A 2,069-nucleotide genomic window follows, 5' to 3' on the forward strand; every position below is an offset into this window, starting at 1 on the left:
GCACATCGACACGCACTTCGACCTGCAGATCCGCCGCCTCGACCGGTGCGACGAGCGCCCCCAGCACACCGATGACCCCACGTACATTCACGGCGCTTTTCCTTGTCAGCGATCACTCGCACGGTCGTTACTGTGTTTCAGACTAGCAACGGTCGACGATTCCGCCAGTCGATTGGATCCACGCTTTTCCCGGGATATGTTTCGAAACGTTGGCAAACACGCCAGAAATGTCGCTGCAAATTACTGTACAACACCGCCAGACTTGTTCAGTGACCGCCCTCTCTCGACGAGCCGCGGTGGATGGCCGGACCGACCTCTGGTTACACTACGACGCCCCACTCCGGGGATCCGGCCCGATAAATACGGAGTGATCCTGAAGTGCCCGCCCGACCGTCCAAACGATCGCGTCTGACCCAACGCTGGCCAGCGTTACGCCGCTGGTTCGGCAAAGGCTTGCCGGCGCACGCAGGGCAAGACGCCAGCGCCCAGTCGATCCGTGATTATTTCCGGCTCAAGGCCCAGAGCCAGGGTTACACCCTCAGCCACAGTCAGCAGCGCGTGATCGACTGCATGGCGCAGCAAGCCAGTCTGTTGTGCGCGACCCCGGCACACACGCCGCCGAGCCTGTACCTGCATGGCGCCGTCGGACGCGGCAAGAGCTGGTTACTCGACGGGTTCTTCCAGGCGCTGCCGATCAGCCGCAAACGCCGCCTGCATTTCCATGAGTTCTTCGCGCAACTGCATCAGGGCATGTTCCGGCATCGCGAGCACGACGACGCCCTCGCCATGACCCTGGATGAATTGCTGGAGGATTGTCAGGTCCTGTGTTTCGACGAGTTTCATGTGCATGACATCGGCGATGCGATGCTCATCACCCGGCTGTTCAAGGCCTTGTTTCAGCGCGGGACCCTGCTGTTGGTCACCTCTAACTATGCACCGGAGGGCCTGCTGCCCAATCCGCTGTACCACGCTCGCTTCAAGCCGGTGATCGAGCTGATCAACGCGCGCATGCAGGTCATGGAGGTCGGTGGTCCGCATGATTACCGCAGTCATGCGCGCAACCATGCGCATCAGCTGTTTACTCAGGGCCATTACGTATGGCCAGCCACCGCAGCCCAGCGCCGTGACCTCAACCTGCCGCAACAGGATGCGCCGCCGTTGGCACTGCCGGTCGGCACCCGACATTTTCAGGCCCGTTTATGCGAGGGCAGCCGCGTGGGTTTTACCTTCAACGATCTGTGTGAACAACCCACGGCGGTGATGGATTATCTGGAGTTGTGCCGGCGTTTCGACCACTGGGTCATCGACGACCTGCCACTCTTGGACGAATGCTCGATCGCCGCCCAACAACGCTTCATCAACCTGATCGACGTGCTCTACGACCAGGACAAACACTTGACCCTGCTTGGCCGCCTGCCACTGCGCGAAAGCCTCGCCGGCCACGCCATCGACCTGGCTCGCACCCGCAGCCGTCTGGGCCAGTTACAGGAAATTCCACCGGCGTAGGCGCTGCCGTTATGATGGCGGCCATTCTTGCGACTCTGATGCGAATATTTCTATGCACACCCTTGCTCAATTGCGTGCCGGCGAGTTGTCGGGCATCACCCGTCTGGACCTGTCTTGCGGACTGACCGAGTTCCCGGCGGAGATCTTCGACCTGGCCGATACCCTGGAAATCCTCAACCTCAGCGGCAACGCCTTGAGCCGCCTGCCGGATGACCTGCATCGCCTGAAGCGTTTGCGCGTGCTGTTTTGCTCGGACAATCAATTCACCGAACTGCCGGCCTGCCTCGGCCAATGCGCGGCGCTGACGATGATCGGCTTCAAGGCCAATGCAATCGTCGATGTGCCCGCTGCCGCCCTGCCGCCACTGTTGCGCTGGCTGATCCTCACCGACAACCACATCGAAACCCTGCCTGACGCGCTCGGCGAACGTCCTCACCTGCAAAAGCTCATGCTGGCCGGCAATCGCCTGCAAGCACTGCCCGCAGCGCTGAGTGGTTGCCATCGCCTGGAGCTGATTCGCATCGCCGCCAATCGGTTGACCGAACTGCCGCAGTGGCTATTGA

2 protein-coding genes are annotated in these 2,069 nt (G+C 61.2%); both read left to right on the top strand.

Features of this window, described 5'->3' with window-relative positions; all coding sequences use genetic code 11:
- Positions 1-378: 378 nt before the first annotated feature.
- The gene (gene zapE, locus DBR24_RS18280) at positions 379-1,506 is read left to right on the top strand and encodes a cell division protein ZapE (protein WP_123462338.1); all 1,128 of its coding nucleotides are present in this window, start codon (positions 379-381) and stop codon (positions 1,504-1,506) included.
- A gap of 52 nt (positions 1,507-1,558) precedes the next feature.
- On the top strand, positions 1,559-2,069 hold a 511-nt coding region (locus DBR24_RS18285; protein ID WP_146189078.1), incomplete at its 3' end, for a leucine-rich repeat domain-containing protein.

Source organism: Pseudomonas sp. HMWF006, from assembly GCF_003061205.1.
Lineage (GTDB): Bacteria > Pseudomonadota > Gammaproteobacteria > Pseudomonadales > Pseudomonadaceae > Aquipseudomonas > Aquipseudomonas monsensis.